Origin of the sequence: Streptomyces fuscichromogenes (assembly GCF_014645815.1) — a bacterium.
Taxonomy (GTDB): domain Bacteria; phylum Actinomycetota; class Actinomycetes; order Streptomycetales; family Streptomycetaceae; genus Streptomyces; species Streptomyces fuscichromogenes.
In genome coordinates this window covers 63951-85425 of record NZ_BMML01000019.1, presented here as the reverse complement: position 1 = coordinate 85425, position 21475 = coordinate 63951, and the positions used below count along the sequence as shown (strand labels likewise).

General features: G+C 71.9%; 24 protein-coding genes and 1 pseudogene. 10 read left to right on the top strand and 15 right to left on the bottom strand.

Translation table 11 applies throughout. The annotated features are described in order from the left end of the window. Window positions 1-548: 548 nt before the first annotated feature. The gene (locus tag IEZ11_RS33870) at window positions 549-815 is read right to left on the bottom strand and encodes a hypothetical protein (protein WP_189266781.1); all 267 of its coding nucleotides are present in this window, start codon (window positions 813-815) and stop codon (window positions 549-551) included. 490 nt (window positions 816-1305) lie between these two features. On the opposite strand from IEZ11_RS33870, the pseudogene IEZ11_RS33865 reads away from it, so the two are divergent. Beyond that, window positions 1306-1437 (top strand): annotated as a pseudogene (locus IEZ11_RS33865) (undecaprenyl-diphosphatase); the annotation flags it as partial. A 314-nt stretch (window positions 1438-1751) separates the two neighbouring features. Here IEZ11_RS33865 and IEZ11_RS33860 read toward each other — a convergent pair. Together IEZ11_RS33860 and IEZ11_RS33855 are read right to left on the bottom strand one after the other, a co-directional pair. Then, window positions 1752-2123: a nuclear transport factor 2 family protein gene (locus IEZ11_RS33860; protein ID WP_189266780.1), complete on the bottom strand. Its 372-nt coding sequence runs from the start codon at window positions 2121-2123 to the stop codon at window positions 1752-1754. Window positions 2124-2178: 55 nt separating this feature from the next. Further along, entirely contained in the window at window positions 2179-2886 is a 708-nt protein-coding gene (locus IEZ11_RS33855) for an alpha/beta fold hydrolase (protein WP_189266779.1), read from the bottom strand. Window positions 2887-3018: 132 nt separating this feature from the next. Between IEZ11_RS33855 and IEZ11_RS33850 the strand changes: the two genes are divergently transcribed. Further along, window positions 3019-3840: a helix-turn-helix domain-containing protein gene (locus IEZ11_RS33850; protein WP_189266778.1), complete on the top strand. Its 822-nt coding sequence runs from the start codon at window positions 3019-3021 to the stop codon at window positions 3838-3840. Window positions 3841-4105: 265 nt separating this feature from the next. Beyond that, entirely contained in the window at window positions 4106-4285 is a 180-nt protein-coding gene (locus IEZ11_RS33845; RefSeq protein ID WP_189266777.1) for a hypothetical protein, read from the top strand. A 13-nt stretch (window positions 4286-4298) separates the two neighbouring features. Here IEZ11_RS33845 and IEZ11_RS33840 read toward each other — a convergent pair whose 3' ends face one another. Together IEZ11_RS33840 and IEZ11_RS33835 are read right to left on the bottom strand one after the other, a co-directional pair. Beyond that, complete coding sequence (locus tag IEZ11_RS33840; protein WP_189266776.1) at window positions 4299-5039, bottom strand: SDR family oxidoreductase; 741 nt, start codon at window positions 5037-5039, stop codon at window positions 4299-4301. 362 nt (window positions 5040-5401) lie between these two features. Beyond that, complete coding sequence (locus tag IEZ11_RS33835; protein WP_229713519.1) at window positions 5402-6187, bottom strand: hypothetical protein; 786 nt, start codon at window positions 6185-6187, stop codon at window positions 5402-5404. 204 nt (window positions 6188-6391) lie between these two features. Between IEZ11_RS33835 and IEZ11_RS33830 the strand changes: the two genes are divergently transcribed. The 3 genes from IEZ11_RS33830 to lnt all read left to right on the top strand — a co-directional run bounded on the left by IEZ11_RS33830 (window position 6392) and on the right by lnt (window position 10135). Beyond that, window positions 6392-7771, top strand: coding sequence for a vanadium-dependent haloperoxidase (locus IEZ11_RS33830; protein WP_189266775.1), 1380 nt, complete (start codon window positions 6392-6394; stop codon window positions 7769-7771). A 227-nt stretch (window positions 7772-7998) separates the two neighbouring features. Then, window positions 7999-8484, top strand: coding sequence for a nuclear transport factor 2 family protein (locus IEZ11_RS33825; RefSeq protein ID WP_189266774.1), 486 nt, complete (start codon window positions 7999-8001; stop codon window positions 8482-8484). 76 nt (window positions 8485-8560) lie between these two features. Continuing rightward, window positions 8561-10135 (top strand): apolipoprotein N-acyltransferase, encoded by a 1575-nt coding sequence (gene lnt, locus IEZ11_RS33820; protein ID WP_189266773.1) that lies wholly within the window; start codon window positions 8561-8563, stop codon window positions 10133-10135. Here the strand turns inward: lnt and IEZ11_RS33815 are convergent. Then, window positions 10053-10964, bottom strand: a complete 912-nt coding sequence (locus IEZ11_RS33815) for a Gfo/Idh/MocA family protein (protein WP_189266772.1) — start codon at window positions 10962-10964, stop codon at window positions 10053-10055. The genes lnt and IEZ11_RS33815 overlap by 83 nt on opposite strands. A gap of 97 nt (window positions 10965-11061) precedes the next feature. Between IEZ11_RS33815 and IEZ11_RS33810 the strand changes: the two genes are divergently transcribed. Both IEZ11_RS33810 and IEZ11_RS33805 read left to right on the top strand, forming a co-directional pair. Further along, window positions 11062-11574: a DinB family protein gene (locus tag IEZ11_RS33810; RefSeq protein ID WP_189266771.1), complete on the top strand. Its 513-nt coding sequence runs from the start codon at window positions 11062-11064 to the stop codon at window positions 11572-11574. A gap of 112 nt (window positions 11575-11686) precedes the next feature. Continuing rightward, a complete protein-coding gene (locus IEZ11_RS33805) occupies window positions 11687-12136 on the top strand; it encodes a hypothetical protein (RefSeq protein WP_189266770.1) in 450 nt (149 codons plus the stop codon). Between the two features lie 159 nt (window positions 12137-12295). Here IEZ11_RS33805 and IEZ11_RS33800 read toward each other — a convergent pair whose 3' ends face one another. The 7 genes from IEZ11_RS33800 to IEZ11_RS33770 all read right to left on the bottom strand — a co-directional run bounded on the left by IEZ11_RS33800 (window position 12296) and on the right by IEZ11_RS33770 (window position 18590). Further along, window positions 12296-12796: a hypothetical protein gene (locus tag IEZ11_RS33800; RefSeq protein WP_189266769.1), complete on the bottom strand. Its 501-nt coding sequence runs from the start codon at window positions 12794-12796 to the stop codon at window positions 12296-12298. Window positions 12797-13099: 303 nt separating this feature from the next. Next, window positions 13100-13786 (bottom strand): uracil-DNA glycosylase, encoded by a 687-nt coding sequence (gene ung, locus IEZ11_RS33795; protein WP_189266877.1) that lies wholly within the window; start codon window positions 13784-13786, stop codon window positions 13100-13102. A 93-nt stretch (window positions 13787-13879) separates the two neighbouring features. After that, window positions 13880-15463 carry an ABC transporter substrate-binding protein gene (locus tag IEZ11_RS33790; RefSeq protein ID WP_229713518.1) on the bottom strand — a complete coding sequence of 528 codons (1584 nt, stop codon included), beginning with the start codon at window positions 15461-15463 and terminating at the stop codon, window positions 13880-13882. Window positions 15464-15688: 225 nt separating this feature from the next. After that, window positions 15689-16450, bottom strand: coding sequence for an SDR family oxidoreductase (locus IEZ11_RS33785; RefSeq protein WP_189266767.1), 762 nt, complete (start codon window positions 16448-16450; stop codon window positions 15689-15691). 30 nt (window positions 16451-16480) lie between these two features. Continuing rightward, the gene (gene fabG, locus IEZ11_RS33780; RefSeq protein ID WP_189266766.1) at window positions 16481-17242 is read right to left on the bottom strand and encodes a 3-oxoacyl-ACP reductase FabG; all 762 of its coding nucleotides are present in this window, start codon (window positions 17240-17242) and stop codon (window positions 16481-16483) included. Between the two features lie 137 nt (window positions 17243-17379). Continuing rightward, on the bottom strand, window positions 17380-17796 hold the full coding sequence (locus IEZ11_RS33775) for a DUF3037 domain-containing protein (RefSeq protein WP_189266876.1): 417 nt from the start codon (window positions 17794-17796) through the stop codon (window positions 17380-17382). Window positions 17797-17825: 29 nt separating this feature from the next. Then, window positions 17826-18590 (bottom strand): HipA family kinase, encoded by a 765-nt coding sequence (locus tag IEZ11_RS33770; protein ID WP_189266765.1) that lies wholly within the window; start codon window positions 18588-18590, stop codon window positions 17826-17828. A 204-nt stretch (window positions 18591-18794) separates the two neighbouring features. Between IEZ11_RS33770 and IEZ11_RS33765 the strand changes: the two genes are divergently transcribed. Continuing rightward, window positions 18795-19295: a Rieske (2Fe-2S) protein gene (locus IEZ11_RS33765; RefSeq protein WP_189266764.1), complete on the top strand. Its 501-nt coding sequence runs from the start codon at window positions 18795-18797 to the stop codon at window positions 19293-19295. Between the two features lie 3 nt (window positions 19296-19298). Here the strand turns inward: IEZ11_RS33765 and IEZ11_RS33760 are convergent, their stop codons facing one another. Beyond that, on the bottom strand, window positions 19299-19943 hold the full coding sequence (locus IEZ11_RS33760; RefSeq protein ID WP_189266763.1) for a cysteine hydrolase family protein: 645 nt from the start codon (window positions 19941-19943) through the stop codon (window positions 19299-19301). A 78-nt stretch (window positions 19944-20021) separates the two neighbouring features. On the opposite strand from IEZ11_RS33760, the gene IEZ11_RS33755 reads away from it, so the two are divergent. Further along, window positions 20022-20489 (top strand): pyridoxamine 5'-phosphate oxidase family protein, encoded by a 468-nt coding sequence (locus tag IEZ11_RS33755; RefSeq protein WP_189266762.1) that lies wholly within the window; start codon window positions 20022-20024, stop codon window positions 20487-20489. Between the two features lie 20 nt (window positions 20490-20509). Here the strand turns inward: IEZ11_RS33755 and IEZ11_RS33750 are convergent, their stop codons facing one another. Beyond that, window positions 20510-21412 carry a LysR family transcriptional regulator gene (locus tag IEZ11_RS33750; RefSeq protein ID WP_189266761.1) on the bottom strand — a complete coding sequence of 301 codons (903 nt, stop codon included), beginning with the start codon at window positions 21410-21412 and terminating at the stop codon, window positions 20510-20512. Between the last annotated feature and the right edge of the window lie 63 nt (window positions 21413-21475).

Below are 21475 nucleotides of genomic sequence, written 5' to 3'. Positions count from 1 at the left end.
TGTACCGAGAACTCAAACTCTCTGTGTCACCGTAGCGACGATCACTGCCACCCGGAAGTTGATCCAGCATTTGCGTAGGCCAGGCCAAACACCTGCCACGACCACTTCTGCCCAACGGCCGGAGCGTCGCATGTCGCGCCGTACCACCGTGAGCTCTTTTCAACCTCATGGCGTGAGTCCGGACCTGGCTCGTGTCGCAGTGCCGGCGTGGGTGCACAGTCGCGGCGCTGGGTTGCGTCCAGGGAAGTGGTGTACCGGTTCCCACCTGATCCGAGTGTTTGTCCCGGCGTCGGAGTGAGGGTCCGGAGATGAGAACGGCCACCGGCTGATCTCCTTCGAGGCTTCGACACTTCGAAGATCAGCATGTGGCCGTTCATCTATGCGGGCACCATCCCGATGCCGGAGCAAACCCCCGGATGAGGTCGAACCCGTACACCATCTCCATGGACGCAACCGTGCACTGCTATGGAGAGGGGCGGAGAGATGAGCCCGTCCCTGCGCGGTCACTCAGGGCGGCCCTGCTGGTCCGGCGGTGGAACAGGTATCGGTCAGTACAAGGTGTCGCGCTTGCCCTCCAGCGCGTCGAGCAGAACGGCCTCGGACAGTTGTAGGGCCGGTGCACAGCGCAGGAACTGGGAGGGCGTGACGCGGGCCACCCGACGAGCCAGGCGGTCACCAGGGGCTTCGGGAAGGATGGCTGCCTCGGCGAGCTGGGTCCATGACAGCGTCGGCTTCCGGCAGCCCGTGATGACCTGCCCGGGCTTCGCGGACGGCCGGGGGCCGGTGCGTGAACGCGGGGACTGCCGGTCGTGCATGGGCCACGTCGACTCGGCCTCCCGGTGCGCGGGGTGTCCATAAAAGCGGTCTCGAACCACTGGTACTGGTCTTCCGCCTGTGCGTCGGCGTACCAGAGGGAGTGGCTGCGGCCCTCGTATCCGTACTGGTTGGCGGGGACCTTCAGGGAGAGGGTCGCGGACGCGATGACATCGAACGGTGCCGGCGCCGAGGTGGTGCGCCAGATCTCGGGCGCGGTCTCTCTCGGTCCGGACAGCGTCAGCTGGGCGTCGTTGATCCGGACGGTCCAGCCTGCCTGGTTGCCCTTGCGGACCTCCGCGCTCGGGGCGGCGGTCGTGAGGAGGCTATATTCAGCATGCTCATGGACTATGCAGTCGATGACGGCCTACGGGCCGAATCACCGGTGAAGAAGAAGTCCGGAAAGTGCCATCTCCCACTACTCTCCCATTCGATCTTGAAGAGTGGTGGAAACAGCAGGTCAAAGCCGCTTAAGGACCTCGACGCTCGAACTGGTTCATGAAGTGGAACTCCAACAAGAGCTTCATGCCGTTCGTCTGGTACCGCGTCGCCCTCGGCATCGTCATCATCGCCCTGGTCTCGGCAGACGTCCTCAGCCCGCACGCGGCGGAGTCGGCGGGCTGAACGCTCCGCCGGACGTGCCGCGCAGTGCCGTCTGCCGACTGCGGCGCCGTCGTGGCTAGTCGCGCGGTTCCTCCCCGGCCTTCGGCCGGGAGTACCCCTGCGGGGCGCCGCCGAACCGCAGGGGACTTCGCCGGGCCCGGCCCGCACAGCCCCCGCCGTACGAACCGGACCGAGCCGGTCAGCCGCTGCCGTGGCGGGCGGCACGGCGGCACCGCCCCCGGCCGAAGGCCCGGGGCCGTCGGCTGCCGACGGGCGACGGGCGACGGGCGACGGGCGACGGGCGACGGGCGACGGGCGACGGGCGACGGTACGGGCTAGTCCTCGGCGGCCGGTGTGCCCTGGTGGTGGTACAGGCGCCAGCCCGACTCCGTGTGCCGCCACAGGGAGCTGCGCCAGGCCCGGCGGCCCTGGTTGTCGGCGAAGTAGGTGAGGTGCACGACGCCCGGCGCCAGTACGGTCCCGGACATCCCGCTCACCTCCACCGGCGACTCAGGGGACACCGACCCGCCGCTGGTCACCGTCAGGATCGACGTCGCGTCCCAGCGCCGGCCCGACACCCCGACCTCGGTGAACCCCGGGTCGAGCAGTTCCAGGACGAGGTCCGGGCGGGCCCGCACCGCGGGGTCGAGAAGCCGCAGCTCCGCGTCGATGGCCGCCTGTACCGCCCGCTGGTTCTCGTCCGTCATACGCCGACCCTAGGGACCCGTCGCCGCCCCGGCACAGCGGTTTTCCCGCTCGGGATCACCCCAGCTTGAGCAGGAGGCCGGCGAGTCCGGCCGGCATGGTGATCATGCAGTCGTGGCCGGTGGGCAGTTCCCACACCCGCTCGGTCGCGGGGACCGGACGGCGTACGACGCCCTCCGGGACGTTCGCCAGGCAGTGGATGTGGGTCCGGGGAATGGTGCGTACGGCCGGATCGTCCAGGCGCACCGGCTGCTGGAAGGTGCGCACCGACTGGTCGTAGAGCATGGTGCGCAGCCATGCCAGGTCCGCCGCCTCGGTCACGCCGAACAGCCCGTAGGGCGGCGGCATCTCGGGCAACGGCGGGACCCGCCAGCCGCTGTCGGACGCGAGCGCCCGGTCGATCAGGTCCCGGGTCACGGGCTGGATGTCGGCCGCGGTCTCGCCGTGTTCCGGGACCATCGCGTCGAGGTAGACCAAGTGCCCCACGCGGTCCGGGACCTCGTTGGCCGCCCAGGAGACGACCAGCCCCGCGTAGCTGTGCCCGACCAGGACGACGTCGGTGAGGTCCTCGTCCTTGATCAGCCCGACGACGTCGGCCACGTGGGTGTCGAGGCCGACGTCCGGGCCGAGCAGCCCGGCCTTCTCGCCGTGCCCGGTCAGGGAGGGCGCGTACACCCGGTGTCCGGCCGCCGTCAGCAGGGGCACCACCCGCTCCCAGCACTCCCCGCTGTGCCAGGCACCGTGTACCAGCAGATACGTCGGCATGTTCGCGCTCCTCGGTTGTTCGTCTCCGTCACCGGCCACACTCGCGGCCCGTCGCCCGCCGGGGCAGCGCCCCGGTGATCCTGGGGGTGACAGGACCAGGCACGGCCGCCGGGGCCGCACTACGGTGGCGGGATGACCGACGAACCGAACCCGCTGGGCGCGTACGTGCGGGCCCGCCGCGAACTGGTCACGCCGGAGCAGGTCGGCATTCCGGTGCTGGGCGTACGGCGGGTGCCGGGCCTGCGCCGGGAGGAGGTCGCGATGCTGGCCGGGATCAGCGCCGACTACTACCTGCGCCTGGAGCAGGGCCGCGACCGCAACCCCTCCGTGCAGGTCCTGGAGTCCCTCGCCCGGGTACTGCGGCTCGACGAGGACGCGACGGCGTATCTGCTCCGCCTCGGCGCCGACCGCCCGCGGCGCCGGGTCCGGGTCCGGAAGGAGACCGTCCCGCCGGGCGTCGCCCAGCTCGTCGCCGCCCTTGCGCTCCCCGCGCTCGTCGAGGGCCGCTACTTCGACGTCCTCGCCGTCAACGCCCTGGCGACCGCGCTGTCACCGCGCTTGTCGGTCGGCGCCAACCGGCTGCGGGACACCTTCCTCGACCCCGCCGAGCAGGCCCTCCACCCCGGCTGGGAGGAGGCAGGTGCCGGTATGGTCGCCGGTTTCCGCGGCTCCGTCGGTACCGACACGGACGACCCCCGCGTGATCGACCTGGTCGGCGAACTCTCCCTCGCCAGCCCGCACTTCAGCCGGCTCTGGGCCCGTCACGACGTGACGTCCTGCGACGGTGCGGCCAAGGTCATCGACCACCCCCGGGTCGGCCGCCTGCGGCTGAACCGGGAACGGCTGGACGTCAGTGGCACGGCCGGTCAGACACTCGTCGTCTACCACCCGGACCCGGGCAGCGACAGCGCCGAGAAGCTCGCGCTGCTCACCTCGGCGCTGCCGACGGGCTGAGGGCGGCCGGGCGCCGTATCTCGGCCAACCCCCGGGTTCCCTCGTTCTCCAGGGGTTCGGGATCGCCGCACCGGCTCCGGCGAGGGCGAAGGCCCGCGCGGGGGCGTACTGCCCGGTCCAGGTCGTGGCCGGCCACCTGGCACCTGGCACCTGGCACCTGGCAGGGCATTGCCGCCCGCCCGCCGGATCGCCCGTGACCAACCCCATACGGTCTGCGTAGTGGCCCGGTGGCGCAGGGTCAGTTCTTGCCCCTACGCTGTTCGGTATGTCCCCCGATTCCCGAACCCCTGGTTCCGTGCGGTCTGCTGCCGAGGTGAACGAGCACATCCGCGCACTGTGGCTGCGGGCGGGCGGAACGCTGTCGGCCCAGGAGCGGTCGGAGTACGAACTGCTGGTGGTCGAGTGGGCCGAGGCGGTCCGCGGGCAGATCATCGAGGCGGCCTGACCGAGGGCCGGGTTCAGCGCCCGCCGGCGACCCGCAGGACCGTGCCCGTCGCGTAGGAGGCCTCGGGAGACAGCAGCCAGGCGATCGCGGCGGCGATCTCCCCGGGCTGACCGGCGCGGCCCAGCGGCGTGGTGGCACCGACCCGTCCGGCCCGGCCGGGATCGCCCATCGCCGCGTGGATCTCCGTGTCGATCACACCGGGCGCGACCGCGTTGACCCGCACGCCGTCCGGGCCGAGTTCCTTGGCGAGGCCCACGGTGAGGGCGTCGACGGCCGCCTTGGTGGCCGCGTAGTGGACATACTCGCCGGGGCTGCCGAGGGTGGCCGCGGCCGAGGACACGTTCACGATCGCGCCGTTGCCGCGCGGTCCCATCAGCCGGGCCGCCCGGCGTGCGCACAGCAGCGCGCCCAGCAGGTTGACCTCCACGACCCGGCGCAGGTCGGCGGCGTCCGCGTCGGCCAGCCGCCCGAACGGCCCGGTCACGGCGGCGTTGTTCACCAGTCCGGTGACCGGCCCCAGTTCCCGCTCGGCCACGTCGAACAGCCGCTCCACCTGGACCTCGACGGACGTGTCCACCTGCACGACGGCACACCGGGCGCCGCTCCCGCGCACTCCCGCGGCGACCGACTCGGCGGCGTCCGCGTCCCGGACGTAACCGATCACCACGTCGTGCCCGTCGGCCGCGAGCCGCAGACAGGTCGCGGAGCCGATGCCCCGGCTGCCGCCGGTGACCACCGTGACGGGACGTGCCATCGCGAACCTCCTGGGAGCGGCCGGACAGCGATCCTACGACCGCGGACGCGCGCCGGTTACGGCCGCCCCCGGGCAACGGCTCGGCGGCCGCGTCGGGTTCACCGGCCCGGACCGGCTCCCGGGCCCGGGCCGCGAGCGGGGTCTCGTCCCGTCCGGTACGCCGACGACCCGCTCGTCGGCGTACCGGACGGCCGCCTCACCCGGGAGGCCCGACGGCAGGGACCGACGCGGCAGCGCGGCGCGGATCCCGCAACTCCCGGCGAGCGGCCCGCGCCGACCTCCCGCGGAGCCCCGCGGCTTCCCGGTGATCCGGGTTCCCGGCGAGCGCCGACCGCGGGCGAGCCGGGGGCACGGGCCGGTCGTCAGGCGCTCAGCCGCTCCCGGTCGCCCATCACCACGACCGGGTGCAGGCGGGGATCGAGGGTGCGCAGCAGGGTCCTCATGCCCGACTCGGGAACGGTGACACAGGCGGACGTGCCGTCGCCGTGGTCCAGGTGCAGCCATATGCCGCCGCCCTTCTCCACTCCGTCGGGACGGCTCCAGTCGAACGGCGGGACGCCCTTGAGGCGGTTGTAGTCGATGGCGATGACGTAGTCGAAGTCGTGGACGTGGTCGTCGCCGTCCTCGATCATGGAGGCGAAGGCGTTGTCGTCGTACCAGTAGCGCAGGCGGCTGCCCGGATCCCTGAGCGACCCTCCCGCGTCCGTCAGGGAGAACACGCCGACGGGACTGCGCTCGTCGTCCATGCGATGGTCGGTCGTCCAGCCGAGTCTGCCGTTGTGCGCGCGCCAGCTGCCGTCGCGTTTCCAGGTGGTGCCCTGTTTCTCGTAGAGCACGACGGTGCTCTCGGCCGAGTCCGCGTCGTCGCCGTAGACGACCACGGCCTGGTGGGCGTCGGCCGGTACGCGCTTGCCCGTGCGGCTCCCGACGCCCGGGAGGCGCGGGCCCGCTTCCGGGCCGGAGGAGCCGGGCGCGGAAGGGTTGTTGACGCCCGGGGCACCGACGTGGCTCCGGTGCTCGTCGGTCCCGGCGCACGCCGCGGTGCCGGCCAGCAGCACACCGCAGGCAAGAGCCGCGGATATCGCGTGCCGCGCACCGCCGCGCCGCGTCGACCGGGAGAAGGGCTGTATCTCAGCAGATGTCCGCATGAGCAGGATCCTGTGGCGGGCCACCCCGGCACGCACCCCGACGACGGCATCCGGCCTAGCGGGAGCCGTCCGGCGGCGATCTCCGCACCGCGGTCGGTGAGGTCTTCGACGACTCCGCCAGGTGCCTGATGTGCGGCGAGTTGTCTTGATCCTCCGGTGGGCCGTTGCTAAGCCTTTCGGGCACTCGACCCTAGGGAGCACGCCGTGCGCCAAGAGCCCCCTCTTCCCGTTCCCCCCCGTTCACGCGCCCGGGGATTCGTCCGCGCCGTCGCGGCCGTCGCCCTGGTGACGCTCACCGCCGCGACAGGTCCCGCCGACGCGAGCACCCGGCCCGCGCAGGACCCGGCGGCCGTGGTCCGCGACTGGAACGCCATCGCCACCGACACCATCAGGACCAGCCTCGGCCCACGCCCCTCCGGACAGGCGGCGATCTGGGAGGGGTTCGTCTCCGTCGCCGTGTACAACGCCGTGGTGGGGATCGAGGGCGGTTACGCCCTGTACAAGTGGCACGAGCGCGGTCCGGCCGAGGCGTCCTCCGCCGCGGCCGCCGCCACCGCGGCCCACGACGTGCTGCTCGCCTGCTTCCCCGGCCTCAAGGCGCGGCTCGACACGGCCTACGCGGACTCGCTCGCCGCGCTTCCGGCCGGCCAGGGCAGGGACCTGGGCGTGAACTACGGACAGCGCGCCGCCGCCCGCGTCATCGAACTCCGGGAAGGGGACGGACGGTTCGCGGACGTTCCGTTCACCGCCGCCCCGGCACCGGGGGTCTGGCGACCCACCCCACCCGCGTTCCAGCCCTTCATCGACACCTGGCTCGCCAGGCTCCGTCCCCTCCTGCTCTCCTCCCCGCAGCAGTTCCGGCCCGGCCCACCGCCCGCCCTGTCCTCGACGGCCTACGCCAAGGACCTCCAGGAGCTGGAGGCCATGGGCGCGAAGACCGGCTCGGGCAGGAGCGCGCGGCAGACCGAGACCGCCCTCTTCTTCAGCGGCAACCTGATCGAACAGGCCCAGACGGCCGTACGAGACCACGCCGCCCGGCACCGGCTCGGCATCGCCGAGACGGCCCGGCTGTTCGCCGCGGTGAACGCGTCGGCGACCGACGCCGTCGTCACGGCATGGGACGCCAAGTTCCACTACGGCTCCTGGCGGCCGATCACCGCCATCCACCTCGCCGACACCGACGGCAACCCGGCGACGACGGCGGACCCCGCCTGGGAGCCGCTGCTCGTCACCCCGCCGCACCCGGACTACGTCGCCGGCCACACGACCGTCGCCGCCGCCGTGGCACGCGCCCTGACCGGCGTCCTCGGCACCTCGCACATCGACCTCCGCGTGCCCTCCGACGTCACCGGCACCACGCGGTTCTACGGGTCCGCCGACGACCTCGACCGGGACGTCGTCGACGCCCGGGTGTGGGGCGGCGTCCACTCCCGCTCGGCGGACGTGGCCGGCTGCCGGGCCGGCGCCCGGGTGGCCGCCTGGGCGCTGGACCACTACTTCCAGCCGTCCAGGCCGACACGACCGACCCGACCGGCTCGGGAGGACGGGCCCACCGAGCCGAAGTGCGGCGAGCACACCGGCTGAACCGCGGCGCCCGGCCCGATGCCGGGTGGTGGGTGGTGGGCCTGGTGGACGGTGGCGGTGGAGGTGGAGGTGGAGGTGGCCGTACGGCGGGCACGGATGCGGAACCTGGGCTCTTGTTCGACCGATCGGCCGTCCTATGCCCGGGGTCGGTGGTGGTTCGGTTCGAACACCACCGAATATCGCTCGTGCCCCTTGGCTCCGTCCGCCCGGTGCCCAACACTGAGCCGATGACGCAGCGTGTGGAGCTCGCGACCGTGATGGACCGGCTGGCCGTGGACGAGATGGTCACCGAGTACGCGGCGGCCGTCGACGACGGTGACTGGACGGCGTACCGGAGACTGTTCGCGGCGGACGGGCGGGCCGACTACCGTTCCGCCGGCGGGATCGAGGGCGATGCCGAGCAGGTGGCCGGGTGGCTCGCGGAGAACCTGACCCTCTTCTCGATGCGGCAGCATCTGATCGTCAACCGCCGGGTGCGGTTCGGTGTCCTGGACCAGGACACCGGCGACACCGCCCACCTCCGGGCCGACTACGTCAACCCCATGCGGTTCGCCGGCGGTGACGGCACCTCCACCGCCCCGGACTTCGTGTGCGGCGGCCGCTACTCCTTCGCCTTCGTGCGCACCACGGACGGCTGGCGGCTGCGTCAGGTGGTCGTCGAGGAGAGGTGGCGCAGGCTGCCCGACCCGCGCGCGGTGGCCGTGTCCGACTGAGCCCGCGCCCATGCCCCCTGTCGGAGATCCCGCCCGGTCCCGCACACTGGAAGGACCTGCGGGCAGGAGGCGATGGATGAGGACCGTCGAGCGCTGGCTCTCCTCCCCGTGGCGGCGTTCCTGCGTCGGGGCGGTGGCGGGCGCCCTGCCGGTGCTGGCCTTTCCGGCGCCGTCACTGTGGTGGTTCGCCTACGTCGCGCTGGTCCCGTGGCTGCTGCTGGCCCGGTCGGCGCCGACCGGACGGCGGGCCGCGTACGACGGCTGGTGCGGCGGGATCGGGTTCATGGTCGCCGTGCACCACTGGCTGTTGCCGAGCCTGAGCGTCTTCATCTTCCTGATCGCCGGACTGCTCGGCGTGCTCTGGGCGCCCTGGGGCTGGGTGACGCGCCGGCTGCTGGGCGGGGTGCCGTCGCCGGGGCGGGCCGTGGTCGCGGTGCTGGTGCTGCCGTCGGGCTGGCTGATGGTGGAGCTGGCGCGGTCCTGGCAGGGGCTCGGCGGGCCGTGGGGCATGCTCGGCGCGACCCAGTGGCAGGTGACGCCGGCGCTGCGGCTGGCCTCGGTCGGCGGGGTGTGGCTGCTGAGCTTCCTGGTGGTGGCCGTCAATGTCGCGGTCGCCGTGCTGATATCCGTGCGGGAGGCACGCGTGCCCGCGGTGGCCTCGCTGGTGGCCACCGCCGCCGCGACCTCGGCGGCCTGGATGTGGTCGCCGCGCCCGGACGTCGACGGTCACGTCCGCATCGCCGTCGTACAGCCCGGCGTCGTCGGCGGCACCGACAGCGGCGACCGGCGGTTCGACCGGGAGGAGCAGCTGACCCGGCAGCTGGCCGGGCGGCATCCGGACCTGATCGTCTGGGGCGAGAGCAGTGTCGGGTACGACCTAGGGGACCGGCCCGATCTCGCCCGGCGGATCGCCGCCCTGTCCCGGAAGACCGGCGCGGACATCCTGGTCAACGTGGACGCCCGGCGCTCCGACCGGCCCGGCATCTACAAGAGCTCCCTCCTGGTCGGTCCCGACGGCCCGACCGGGGAGCGGTACGACAAGATGCGCCTGGTCCCGTTCGGCGAGTACATACCGGCCCGCTCCCTGCTCGGCTGGGCCACCTCGGTCGGCAAGGCGGCCGGCGAGGACCGGCGGCGCGGCACCGAGCAGGTGGTGATGAACGTCGGCCACGGGCTGCGGATCGGCCCGATGATCTGCTTCGAGACGGCCTTCCCCGACATGAGCCGGCATCTCGCCCAGGACGGCGCGCAGGTGCTGGTCGGCCAGTCGTCGACCTCTACCTTCCAGGACAGCTGGGCGCCCGAGCAGCACGCCTCGCTGGCCGCGCTCCGGGCCGCCGAGACCGGCCGCACCATGGTGCACGCCACGCTGACCGGGGTCTCCGCCGTGTACGGCCCGGACGGCGAGCGCATCGGCCCCTGGCTCGGCACCGACGCGAGCACGGTCCATGTCTACGAGGTGCCGGTCGCCCGCGGGGTCACCCCGTTCGTGCGGTACGGCGACTGGCCGGTGGGCGGCGCGCTGCTGGTGCTGGCCGCCTACTGCCTGGCCGAGGGACTGCGCACGGTCAGGCTGCGCCGGGGTGCCGCAGAACCTCTCGTACCACCCGCTCGCACAGTTCGTGAGTCGCCAGTGCGTCCCGGGCGCTGAGCACCTTCCCGGCACGGACGGCGTCGAGGAAGGCGAGGACGGCCTGTTCGATGCCGCGCTGCCGGGCGACCGGCACCCAGTCGCCGCGCCGCCGGACCGTCGGCTGTCCCTTGTGGTCGATCACCTCGGCGAGGTTGAGGACCTGGCGCTTGGTGTCCTGCCCGGAGACCTCCAGGATCTCCTCGGCCGAACCGCTGAGCCTGTTCATCACGCCGAGCGCGGTGAAGCCGTCCCCGGCCAGCTGAAGGACGACATGGTGCAGCAGGCCGTCGGCGACCCGGGCGCGGACGGTCACGTCCGCCACCGGGCCAGGGGCGAGGAAGCGCAGGGTGTCGACGACGTGGATGAAGTCGTCGAGGATCATCGTGCGGGGTTCCTCGGGCAGGCCGATGCGGTTCTTCTGCATCAGGATCAGCTCGCGCGGGTGGTCGGCGCACTGGACGTAGCCGGGGGCGTGGCGCCGGTTGAAGCCGACGGACAGCGACACGTTCCGCGCCTCGGCGAGCGTCACGAGCCGCTCGGAGTCGGCGAGCCGGTAGGCGAGGGGCTTGTCGACGTACGTCGGTACGCCCGCCTCCAGCAGCCGCGTGACGATCTCGGGGTGGGCGACGGTGGCCGCGTGCACGAAGGCGGCGTCGAGGTCCTGGGCGAGCAGGTCGTCCAGGGTCGCGTGCCGGTGGGAGGCGGGCAGGCGGAGGCCGTCGGCCACCCGGTCGAGGGTGGCGGAGGTACGGGTCTGGAGGTGGAGTTCGAGCCCCGGCTGCATGGCCAGCACCGGCAGGTACGCCTTCTGCGCGATGTCGCCGAGTCCGATGCAGCCGACCTTCACTGGCGTTCTCCTCGCGGTGCTCCACATGTCCTGCGGCGAAGCATACGGGCCGATAATCCGTGGAGGGATCGGGCGGGGGTGGGCCAGGATGCCGGGCATGACGACCGAACGCCGTGACCCCGCCGTCGACGCCGGCGAACGCACCATGCTGGAGGGCTGGTTGGAGTTCCACCGGCAGACCCTCGCGATGAAGTGCGAGGGCCTGACCGACGCCCAGCTCAGGACCGCCTCCGTGGAACCGTCCCCGATGTCGCTCATGGGGCTGGTGCGGCACATGGCCGACGTGGAGCGGAACTGGTACCGCAGGATCCTCATCGGCGAAGAGGTGCCGTTCCGCTACTGGACCGACGAGGATCCGGACGGCGACTTCCATCTCACCCGGGCGGACACCTGGCAGGAGGCGTACTCGAACTGGCAGTCGGAGATCGCGACCGCCCGGAGCAACGCGGCCGGCTTCGGCCTGGACGACCTCTCCCAGGGCCGCCACCGCCGCACCGGCGAGCAGATCAGCCTGCGCTGGATCCACACCCATATGATCGAGGAGTACGCCCGGCACAACGGCCATGCCGACCTGATCCGGGAGCGGATCGACGGCGTGACCGGCGACTGACGTCAGCCTCGCACCCGTCCGCCCCTCGTACGGGGCAGGAGATCACCCGTGCGGGGCACCGAAGCCCTGTCGACGGTGTCAACGACCGCGCGGACCCAGCAGAGTTGCGCGGGTGCATCGAACGACGACGACCGCAGCGCTCCTGGTCACCGTGGCCGTCTCGGCCCTCTCCGGCTGTGTGACGGTCCAGCGCCCCGCGGCGGGCACGGCGCCCTCGCTGCCGTCGGTGCCCCGCCAGGACGGCAGGGCCGAGCCGAGGGTGGTGCAGGCGCCGGCCAAGGAGGCCCTGGAGATGGTCGGCCCGCCCCGCCGCTCCGCACCGGCCGTCCCGCACGCCCCCGCACCCCCTCCCCCGGCCCACCACCGTCCCCCGGCGGCCCCGCGCGCCACCGCTCCGCACCCCCGCACCGCACCCCGCTCGCACACCCCGCCGGCCGGCCTCCCCGACCTCTCGCACTCCGTCCCGAACCCCCCGGACGTGTGCTCCCTCGGCAGGCGGTACGGCGGCTGGGCCCCGAACAGCCCGGAGACACGAGCCTGCGAGCAGACATACGGGCACTGAGCCGCCGCCCGGAAAGTGAGCGGCCGTGGGGGGCACGAGGGCCTGGCGGGTGGTGTGGTCGGTGCGTATCGGCTCGTCGGGGGCAGGTGCGCCGGGGCCTTCGGCGGAGGTGTCCGGGGAGCGGGCGCAGGAGGGCCCGGCGTGGAGGCGGGTGGGGTGCTACTCCGGCCGCTGCCTCGGTGGGCCCCAGGACTCGCCGTCCGGGCCGCCGTCGTCGCCGAGTCGCAGTTCCAGGCGGGTGATCGCGGCCCGGACCCCGTCGCCGTACCCGTCGTCACCGAGTGCGGCGGCGGCGCCGCGGGCCCGGTGCAGGTGGCTGCGCGCGGCCTCGGCGCGGCCGAGCTTCTCGTAGTCGGCGGCGAGGTTCAGATGCAGGGAGGGGTAGAAGCCGCGCAGCCCCACGGCTCCCTCCACCTCGTCCGCCGCCGACAGCGCCCGCAGATCCCAGGCGAGTTCGTCGCACGGGTCGTCCTGGGTGTCCGCCAGGTAGTGGGCCAGGGTGCAGCGGTGCAGCGGCCGCCCGTGCGCGCCGATCTCCGTCCACAGGTCGAGCAGGCGCCGACGGGCCTCCTCACGGTCGCCGGCGTGGTGCAGCATCACGACCTGCCCGATCCGCGTGAGCACGGCATCGGGTTCCGTGCGCTCCTGTCGCTCCGCCACCAGGTCCTCCGCAGTGTCCGGCTGTCTGCGACGACGCTAACCGGCGCCGACGCCTTCCCCGGGGCAACCGGCCCGCGCCGCTCCCGACGTGTTCCCGCCCCCTCGGCCCCGGCTTCCACCCGGACGGCCCCGCGCGGTGCGCGACCGCCCCCTCTCCTCGCCCCGCATCACGCGGAACCGACAGCTCGGCACCGGCTCCCCCGGCGGCCCCACGCCCTCACCCGCGGAGACCATCGGCACCACCGTGCGAGGCCTTCCCGGCGGCCCCGCCCCCCGGCGGCCCGAAGCCCCCGCTCCGGCCGCTCAGCCCCGCTTCGGGATGCGCCAGTCGATCGCCTCGTGGCCCTGGGCCGCCACCGCCTCGTCGATCTTGGTGAACGGGCGGGTGCCGAAGAACTTCGCGGCGGAGAGCGGTGACGGGTGCGCGCTCTGGATCACCACGTGCCGGGTCTCGTCGATCAGCCGCGCCTTCTTCTGCGCGTAGCCGCCCCAGAGGACGAAGACCGCCGGGTCGGGCCGGTCGGCGACGGCGCGGATCACCGCGTCCGTGAACTTCTCCCAGCCCTTGTTCTTGTGCGAGTTGGCCTCACCGGCGCGGACCGTGAGGACCGCGTTGAGCAGCAGCACGCCCTGCCGGGCCCACGGCATCAGATAGCCGTTGTCCGGCGCCTCCTCCCAGCCCAGCTCCTCGCGCATCTCCTTGTAGATGTTCCGCAGCGACGGCGGGATCCGCACCCCGGGGCGGACGGAGAAGGACAGGCCGTGGCCCTGGCCCTCGCCGTGGTACGGGTCCTGGCCGAGGACGAACACCTTGACCTGGTCGTACGGCGTCGCCTCCAGCGCGGCGAAGACCTCCTCGCGCGGCGGGTAGACGGGGCCCTTCGCCCGCTCCTCCTCGACGAACTCGGTCAGCTCCTTGAAGTAGGGCTGCTGCAGTTCGTCACCCAGAACCCCGCGCCAGGACTCGGGCAGCATGGCGATGTCGGTCACGTCAACGTCCTCACGAATTGCGGTCACTTGCAGATCCTGCTGATACCGAAAAACCTACAGGCGACCACTGACAACCGGTGCCGGACGGCTGTTTCACCAGCTGGTCTTGCGGTGCAGCTCCCACATCATCATGATCGTCGAAGGATCGAGCGCCTGTTCGCCGCCGGAGATGTCGTCGCTGGCCGCGACGTACTGCCGCCCCTGCCACAGCGGGATCAGCCGGGCGTCGTCGACGAGGATCCGCTGGGCCTCCTCGAACTCCTTGACGACCTCGCCGCGGTCCCGCTCGCTGCGCGACTCGGGCAGCAGCTTGCCGGTGATCACGGGTGACGGGTAGGGCGTGCCGAGGGCGTTCTGCTCGCCGACGAAGGGGGCGATGAAGTTGTCGGCGTCGGGGAAGTCCGGGAACCAGCCGCGGCCGAACACCGGGTACTCGCCCTTCTGGTAGCCGACCACATAGGTCTTCCAGGGGCGGCTGCGCAGGGTGATGGTGAAGAGCCCGGAGTCGTCGAGCTGCTGCTTGAGCTCCTGGAACATCTGGCCGGTCTCGGAGCCGTAGCGGTCGGTGGTGTACCAGAAGGTGAGCGGGACGCGCTGGGTGATGCCGGCGTCGGCGAGGATCTTGCGGGCCTTGGAGGTGCTGGGGTCGCCGTAGTCGTCGAAGAAGCCGGTGGTGTGGCCGGTCAGGCCCGCCGGGACCATGGAGTACAGCGGGTCGACGGTGTCCTTGTAGACCGTGTGGGCGATCGCGGCACGGTCGACGAGCTGGGCGACGGCCTTGCGTACCGCGGGCACCTTGGCCCACGGGTCCTTGGGGTTGAACACCAGGTAGCTGATGTCGGTACCGGTGCCGTCGATCAGCTGGAGGTCGGTGTCGGAGTGCGCCTCCAGGGCGATGATGTCGGAGGCGGCGAGGCCGCGGTAGGTGACGTCGATGTCCCCGGACCGCAGGGCCTTGACCATGGTGGCCGAGTCCTGGAAGTAGCGGATGGTCACCGCGTCGTTCTGCCGGTCGGCGAAGCCCTGGTAGTTGTCGTTGCGGACCAGCTCGGCCCGCTTGCCGTCCTGGTAGGACTTGAGGACGTACGGCCCGGAGCCGTGCACGGAGTCGTCCTTGCGCAGCGCGTGGGCGGGGTAGTCGTCGGGGTCGACGATCGACATGGCCGGGGTGGCGAGCACGAACGGGAAGGTGGTGTCCGGCTTGTTGAGGTGGAAGACCACCTCGCGGTCGCCGGTCACCTGCACCCGGTCGAGGCTGCCGAGCAGTCCGGCCGGGCCGCTGGGCGCGTTGACGCTCCGGATCCGGTCGATGGAGTACTTGACGGCCGCGGCGTCGAGCTTGTCGCCGTCGGCGAACTTCAGGCCGGAGCGCAGTTCGCAGCGGTAGGTGCGGGCGCCGGAGTCCGTGAAGGCGCAGTTCCGCGCGGCGTCGGGCTGCGGGGTGGTGGCACCGTCGGGGTAGGCGAGCAGTGTCTGGTAGACGTTCCGGAACAACTCCCAGGAACCGTCCCAGGATCCCGCCGGGTCAAGGGTGCTGGGGGCACTGGTCGTGCCGACCACGATCGGCCCGCTGTCGGTCGTGCTGCTGCTGGAGAACACACCGCACCCGGCCACCAGGGATATGGACGCGACCGCTGCGGTTCTTCGCAGCCCTCGGTTCCGGTTGAACACGCGCATGCTCCTCGATCCGCCGTACCAGGGGTCGGCGGCAGACCATACCGCAGCGTTCTGCGCCTTGAAGCACCCCGGAAACACGGGCGTTGATCGAATGTGCTATGACGACGTTGTCATGGTGTCGTGTGAATGTCGTGCGGCCGTCCGGGCGTCGTTTTCGTCGCTCCTGTGACGAAATTTCTGTGCGGAAATGTCCGCACAGAAATTTCCGGTGCGTCTGCGGTGCCGTCAGGCCATGCCCGCGTTCAGGAAGATGCCGCCGTCGACGACGAGCGTCTGGCCGGTGATCCAGTCGGACTGCTCCGAGGTGAGGAACGCGGCGGCGCCGCCGATGTCGGAGGGCACGCCGAGCCGCTTGAGCGGGTAGCCCGCGGAGGCCTCCGCCTCCCGGCCCTCGTACAGGGCCTCGGCGAACTTGGTCTTGACGACCGCCGGGGCGATCGCGTTGACCCGGACGCCGGGCGCGAACTCGTGCGCCAGCTGCTGGGTCAGGTTGATCATCGCGGCCTTGCTGATGCCGTACGCGCCGATGAACGGCGAGGCCGACAGACCGGCGACGGAGGCGATGTTGACGATGGCGCCGCCGTTGTCCTTCTGCCAGGCGTGCCAGGTCTTCTGGGCGAAGCCGAGGGCCGAGACCACGTTGGTCTCGAACACCTTGCGGGCCACGTCCAGGTCGACGTCCGCGATCGGGCCGAACACCGGGTTGGTGCCGGCGTTGTTGACCAGGTAGTCGACGCGGCCGAAGGCCGCCATGGTGCGCTCGACGACCTCGCTCTGGTGGGCCAGGTCGTGCGCCTTGCCGGCGATGCCGATGACGCGCTCGGAGCCGAGGCTCTCGACGGCCGCCTTCAGGGCGTCCTCGTTGCGGCCGGTTATGGCGACGCGGTCGCCGCGGGCGACCAGCGCCTCGGCGACGCCGTAGCCGATGCCCCGGCTCGCGCCGGTGACGACGGCGACCTTGCCGGACAGCTCGGGCAGTTCAGTCATGTCAGTGTTCCCCAGTGATCTTCCGGTCTGCTAGTCGAGCGGTCCGCCGGCCACGTACAGCACCTGGCCGGAGACGAACCCGGCGGCCTCGTTCGTGAAGAAGGCGATGGCGTTGGCGATGTCCTCGGGCTCGCCCACGCGCTGCACGGGGATCTGGGTGGCGGCGGCCGCCTTGAACTCCTCGAAGCCCATCTTGACCCGTTCGGCGGTGGCCTTGGTCATCTCGGTGGCGATGAAGCCGGGGGCGACCGCGTTGGCGGTGATCCCGAACTTGCCGAGCTCGATGGCGAGGGTCTTGGTGAAGCCCTGCAGACCGGCCTTGGCGGCGGAGTAGTTGGCCTGGCCGCGGTTGCCGAGCGCCGAGGAGGAGGACAGGTTGACCACCCGTCCCCAGCCGGCCTCGACCATGTGCTGCTGGACGGCCTTGGTCATCAGGAAGGAGCCGCGCAGGTGCACGTTCAGGACCGTGTCCCAGTCGGACGCGGACATCTTGAACAGCAGGTTGTCGCGGAGCACGCCGGCGTTGTTGACCAGGATGGTCGGGGCGCCCAGCTCCTCGACGATCCGCGCGATCGCGGCGGCGACCTGGGCCTCGTCGGAGACGTCGGCGCCGACCGCGACGGCCCTGCCGCCGGCGGCGGTGATCTTCTCGACGGTGTCCTTGCAGGCGGCCTCGTCGAGGTCGACCACGGCGACCGCGCGGCCCTCGGCGGCCAGTCGTACGGCGGTGGCGGCGCCGATACCGCGCGCGGCACCGGTGACGACGGCTACCCGCTGCTCAGTGCTGGACATTGCTGTTTCTCCTCGCCCTTGAGAACACCTGATCGAGAACCCGGCCGGACAGTGAGCGACCGCTTAGTACCTTCGACAGACGTGACGCTAGAAGCCCTGGCACGCGGTGTCAACGTCACACAGCGCGGTGTGATTCATTACCTCACCAGGAGGTCCAGCAACCGCTCCGTCTCGGCGGCCGGGTCGAGGGTGAGCCCGGTGTGCACGGGCCCCGGCTGGACGACGGCGGAGCGGGGTGCGACCAGCCAGCGGAAGCGCCGCCCCGGGTCGTCGCCGGCCGCGCGCCCCGCCGCCGCCCCGCCCGCGCAGACCCCCTCCACCGCCCCGAGCGCGGCCCGCACCCCGGCCAGGTCCGCGGCCGGGTCCAGGGCCAGCAGCCGGGCCTCGTCGAGATGCGTGCGGGCGCCGACGTAGGCCTTGGCCCGGCAGTACAGGATCACGCCGGCGTTGATGCACTCGCCGCGCTCCACCCGGGGTACGACGCGCAGCAGGGCGTACTCGAAGACGTCCCGGTCGCCGCCCTGACCGGACCGGGTGATGTGGCGCTCGGTCATCTGTCCGGCCACGTTGACATGGGTCTGGCTCACTTGGCCCCCTCGATGCCGGTGATGCGCTCGTGGATGACGGCGGCCCGGTCGAGCAGCGGCCGCGCGTAGGTGCGCCGCAGGTCGTCGGGGGTGTCGAAGCCGGGCTCCGCGGTGAGCCAGACGTCCGGGATCTCGGCGGTCACCTCGGCGAGCAGGTCCTCGGTGACCCGGGGCGCCAACTCGGCGGCGGCCGCCCGGACATCGGGGCCGAATCCGCCGAGCGCGTGGTCGGCGGCGTCGTACGGGCGGGCGGCGGACGCCGCCACGGACGGCCAGTTGTGCTGCCAGATCATGGTGGCGCCGTGGTCGATGAGCCAGAGGTCGCCGTGGTGGACCAGCAGGTTGGGGTTGCGCCAGGAGCGGTCGACGTTGTTGACCAGCGCGTCGAACCAGACGATCCGCCCGGCCTCCTCGGGGCTCACCGCGAAGGCGAGCGGGTCGAAGCCGAGGGCACCGGACAGGAAGTCCATGCCGAGGTTGGTGCCGCCGCTGCCCCGCAGCAGGTCCTGCACCTGCTGCTCGGGTTCGCCGAGCCCCAGCACCGGGTCCAGTTCGACAGTGACCAGCCGGGGCATCCGGAACCCCAGCCGGCGCGCGAGTTCACCGCAGACCACCTCGGCGACCAGTGTCTTGCGGCCCTGCCCGGCGCCCGTGAACTTCAGGACGTAGGTCCCGTAGTCGTCGCCCTCGACGAGCCCCGGCAGCGAGCCCCCCTCACGCAGGGGCGTGATGTAGCGGGTAGCGGTGACTTCCTTGAGCATCGCCCCAGATTACTGGGGATCCCGCGGCGCTCCCGCACCCGGCCTGACCAGGCACGTCCAAGCCGACAGCGAACCGACAGCCCCGTTTTACCGAAGCCTCATGTTGAGGGGGTCACTATCTGGATGCCGTCTGAACAGGTGGTGCCCGAAGACCGTACCCCTGGACAGATCAACGAAGAAGCTCCGCGGAAGGGAACCCCTCACATGACCAGCGCACCGCTCAACCCCTCGGCCGGACCGGCTCGCCGTACCGTCATGGCGGCGGCCGGAGCGACGGGGCTCGCCGCCGCGCTGACCGCCTGCGGGTCGTCCGACGACGGCTCGTCGACCACCACCACCACGAACAACAACGCGGCCGGTGGCTCCACCACCCAGGACAGCAACGGCTCGGCCGGCGGCTCCACGGCCGCGGCCGGCGGCACCGCGCTCGCCAAGACCACGGACATCCCCGAGGGCGGCGGCACGATCTACAAGGACCAGTCCGTGGTCGTGACCCAGCCGACGTCGGGCACGTACAAGGCGTTCTCGACGAAGTGCCCGCACGCCGGCTGCGCGGTGTCGAGCATCGCCGACGGCGAGATCGTCTGCCCCTGTCACGGCAGCAAGTTCGCCATCGCGGACGGCAGCGTGAAGCAGGGCCCGGCGACCACCGGCCTGACGGCCGCGAACATCACGGTCTCCGGCGACCAGATATCGCTGGCCTGATCCTCAGGACCGCCGGCGCGGTCGTTTGAGGCAGCCGAGCACCTCGTCCGTGGTCGCGACCGTGGCGACCAACGCGAGCGTGTTGCGGACCATCGCGGGGGTGTACTCGGAAGGCACCCCCGCGACGGCGTCGGCCGGGACGACGGCCGTGTAGCCCCGGTTGACCGCGTCGAACACGGCGTTCGGGATGGCCACGTTGGCCGAGACACCGGTGACGATCAGGGTGCGGCAGCCGAGGTTGCGCAGCAGCGGGTCGACGTCGGTGCCCTGGATCGGCGACAGGCCGTGCAGCCGTCGTACGACGAGGTCCTGCTCCGAGACCTCGATGGGGGGCGCGACGCGGACCGCCGTCGTGCCGGACAGCTGCTGGACGGGCAGCCGTTCGGCGGCGCGGAACAGACGGGCGTTGCGGCTCGCGCCCCGGCCGTCCGGGCGGCGTTCGGCGATCGCGTGGATCACCTGGACGCCGGTGTCGTGGGCCGCGGCGACCAGGCGGGCGATGTTGTCGAGAGCCCCCGACACCCGTGCCTCACGGGCGAGTTCGGGCAGCGCGCTGTCCGGGCCCACCACCCCCTGCTGACACTCGACGGTGAGCAGCACGGTACTCACGGGATCGAGGAGTTCCGAGAGCCGTTCGTACGACGGCATGTGACGCCCCCTTCCGCCTTGGTGCGGGGCGGGCGAGACTAACCAGCATTGCGCGGGAACGGAAGAAGAGGGGGCCGCATGACCGTCACTCAGCGCCGGGGCCGGAAGATCATGATGACGCCCGGTGAGCTGGACGAGTTCCTCACCACACAACGCACCTGCCGGGTCGCGACCGTATCGGCGTCCGGTGCTCCGCACGTCAGCGCCCTGTGGTTCGCCTGGGACGGCACGTCCCTGTGGCTCTACTCGGTGGTGCGCAGCCAGCGCTGGAAGGACCTCACCCGTGATCCGCGGGTGGCGGTCGTGGTCGACTCCGGTGAGGAGTACGACCAGTTGCGCGGCGTCGAGCTGCGCGGGACCGTCGAGTTCGTGGGCGAGGTGCCGCGGACCGGCGAACTGGTCGCCGAACTCGACTACATCGAGACGGTGTTCGCCCGCAAGAACTTCGGCCTGGACGAGATGCCGCACGACGGCCGGCACGCCTGGGCGCGGCTGACCCCGACGAAGACCGCCTCCTGGGACTTCCGCAAGCTGGGTTCCGCGTAAGGGAGTTCGGGCAGGCGGACTCAGCCGATCGTCTCGGCCGCGCCGCGCAGGGCCTGCACCGCCGCCCGGATCGAGGGGCGGCGGTCGGCGTCGGCCCGCCAGACGACGTACACATGGCGGCGCACCCGCTGCTTCAGGGGAACCACGAGAACACCCTCCGGCACCGGGTGACGCCCCAGCAGCGGTGCGATGCACACCCCCAACCCGGCCGCGACCAGGTTCAGTTGCGTGTGCGTCTCGGCCGCGCGGTGCCCGACGATGGGTTCGACGCCGCGCGAGCGCAGGGTGAACATCAGCCATTCGTGGCAGAACTCGCCCTCGCCCCAGGTGATCCACTCGTCCTCGGCGAACTCCCCCAGGTCGACCTCCTCGCGGCCGGCGAGCCGGTGCCCGACCGGCAGCGCCACCTCGGCGGGGTCGTCCAGCAGGGGCGCCTTGACCAGCCCGCCGGGCAGCGGCATCGGCTTGTTGTACCAGTCCAGGACGACGGCGAGATCCAGGTCGCCACGGACCACCCCGGCGATGCCCTGCTCCGGTTCCAGTTCGCTGGAGCGGACGCGCAGCGCCGGATGCCGGGCGCGCAGGGCGGACAGCGCGGCCGGGAAGAGGCCACGGGCGGCCGTCGGGAACGCGGACAGCCTGAGTTCGCCGACGACCTGGCCCCGGTGTGCCTCCAGGTCGGACTGGGCCAGCTCGACCTGGGAGAGGATCCGGGCCGCGTGCTCGGCGAGCAGCCGCCCGGCGTCGGTGAGCCGGATACCCCGGCCGTTCTTCGCGAGGAGCTGCTGGTCCACCTCGCGTTCCAGTTTGCCCATCTGCTGCGAGACCGCCGACGTCGTGACGTGCAGGGCCTCGGCGGCGCCGCTGACCGAGCCGTGCCGGGCGAGGGCATCCAGGGTGCGCAGCCGCTCCAGATTCAACATGTAAGCGATCCTAAGAGGTACCGGATGGAAAGTCTCCATTGTGCTACGAGGACGGCTCCCGCA

What these genes read in the sequence shown, in the direction of transcription:
- IEZ11_RS33790 (WP_229713518.1), bottom strand. Translation starts at nt 15,463, where the DNA reads ATGCGCGTGTTCAACCGGAACCGAGGGCTGCGAAGAACCGCAGCGGTC.
- IEZ11_RS33810 (WP_189266771.1), top strand. Translation starts at nt 11,062, where the DNA reads ATGACGACCGAACGCCGTGACCCCGCCGTCGACGCCGGCGAACGCACC.
- IEZ11_RS33825 (WP_189266774.1), top strand. Translation starts at nt 7,999, where the DNA reads ATGACGCAGCGTGTGGAGCTCGCGACCGTGATGGACCGGCTGGCCGTG.
- lnt (WP_189266773.1), top strand. Translation starts at nt 8,561, where the DNA reads ATGAGGACCGTCGAGCGCTGGCTCTCCTCCCCGTGGCGGCGTTCCTGC.
- IEZ11_RS33770 (WP_189266765.1), bottom strand. Translation starts at nt 18,590, where the DNA reads ATGCTCAAGGAAGTCACCGCTACCCGCTACATCACGCCCCTGCGTGAG.
- fabG (WP_189266766.1), bottom strand. Translation starts at nt 17,242, where the DNA reads ATGTCCAGCACTGAGCAGCGGGTAGCCGTCGTCACCGGTGCCGCGCGC.
- IEZ11_RS33755 (WP_189266762.1), top strand. Translation starts at nt 20,022, where the DNA reads ATGACCGTCACTCAGCGCCGGGGCCGGAAGATCATGATGACGCCCGGT.
- IEZ11_RS33850 (WP_189266778.1), top strand. Translation starts at nt 3,019, where the DNA reads ATGACCGACGAACCGAACCCGCTGGGCGCGTACGTGCGGGCCCGCCGC.
- IEZ11_RS33855 (WP_189266779.1), bottom strand. Translation starts at nt 2,886, where the DNA reads ATGCCGACGTATCTGCTGGTACACGGTGCCTGGCACAGCGGGGAGTGC.
- IEZ11_RS33750 (WP_189266761.1), bottom strand. Translation starts at nt 21,412, where the DNA reads ATGTTGAATCTGGAGCGGCTGCGCACCCTGGATGCCCTCGCCCGGCAC.
- IEZ11_RS33870 (WP_189266781.1), bottom strand. Translation starts at nt 815, where the DNA reads ATGCACGACCGGCAGTCCCCGCGTTCACGCACCGGCCCCCGGCCGTCC.
- IEZ11_RS33775 (WP_189266876.1), bottom strand. Translation starts at nt 17,796, where the DNA reads ATGACCGAGCGCCACATCACCCGGTCCGGTCAGGGCGGCGACCGGGAC.
- IEZ11_RS33765 (WP_189266764.1), top strand. Translation starts at nt 18,795, where the DNA reads ATGACCAGCGCACCGCTCAACCCCTCGGCCGGACCGGCTCGCCGTACC.
- IEZ11_RS33860 (WP_189266780.1), bottom strand. Translation starts at nt 2,123, where the DNA reads ATGACGGACGAGAACCAGCGGGCGGTACAGGCGGCCATCGACGCGGAG.
- IEZ11_RS33840 (WP_189266776.1), bottom strand. Translation starts at nt 5,039, where the DNA reads ATGGCACGTCCCGTCACGGTGGTCACCGGCGGCAGCCGGGGCATCGGC.
- IEZ11_RS33785 (WP_189266767.1), bottom strand. Translation starts at nt 16,450, where the DNA reads ATGACTGAACTGCCCGAGCTGTCCGGCAAGGTCGCCGTCGTCACCGGC.
- IEZ11_RS33835 (WP_229713519.1), bottom strand. Translation starts at nt 6,187, where the DNA reads ATGCGGACATCTGCTGAGATACAGCCCTTCTCCCGGTCGACGCGGCGC.
- IEZ11_RS33760 (WP_189266763.1), bottom strand. Translation starts at nt 19,943, where the DNA reads ATGCCGTCGTACGAACGGCTCTCGGAACTCCTCGATCCCGTGAGTACC.
- IEZ11_RS33845 (WP_189266777.1), top strand. Translation starts at nt 4,106, where the DNA reads ATGTCCCCCGATTCCCGAACCCCTGGTTCCGTGCGGTCTGCTGCCGAG.